Genomic DNA, 494 nt, shown 5'->3' with positions numbered 1-494 from the left:
GGGCGGCCCGCTGCCGCAGGACGGCGAGCGCTGGGCGGTGTGGGCCGCCCAGCCGCCGGGTCCGGGCCTCACCGCCCGGGAAACCCCCGGCTCCCCGGCGGGGGAGAGCGCGCCCGGCACGGTCCGCGCCGCGTCCGGGGAGGCGTACGAAACCACCGGTTGGCGGCTGGACGGCGTCAAGCCGTACTGCTCCGGCGCCCACATCTGCACCCATGCGCTGATCAGCGCGGACACGGCCGAGGGCCGCCGGCTGTTCGCCGTACGGCTGGACGCGGCCGGGATCTCGCCACTGCCCGGCACCTGGCAGGCGGTCGGCATGGCGGGCAGCGATTCACCCGACGTCGCCTTCTCCGACATCCCGGCCTTGCCGGTGGGAACGGTCGGCGGCTACATCGACCGCCCCGGTTTCCAGCACGGCGGGATCGGGGTGGCCGCGTGCTGGCTCGGCGGGGCGCGCGGGGTGGCCGACACGTTGTTCGCCGCGGCCCGCCGCC

General features: G+C 77.3%; 1 pseudogene. It reads left to right on the top strand.

Features of this window, described 5'->3' with window-relative positions:
- A pseudogene (locus tag GT042_RS02875) lies at window positions 1-494 on the top strand (hypothetical protein); the annotation flags it as partial.

Origin of the sequence: Streptomyces sp. SID3212 (assembly GCF_009865405.1) — a bacterium.
Lineage (GTDB): Bacteria > Actinomycetota > Actinomycetes > Streptomycetales > Streptomycetaceae > Streptomyces.
Note: the sequence above shows the minus strand (reverse complement) of the source record. Positions and strands in the feature narration are given on the sequence as shown.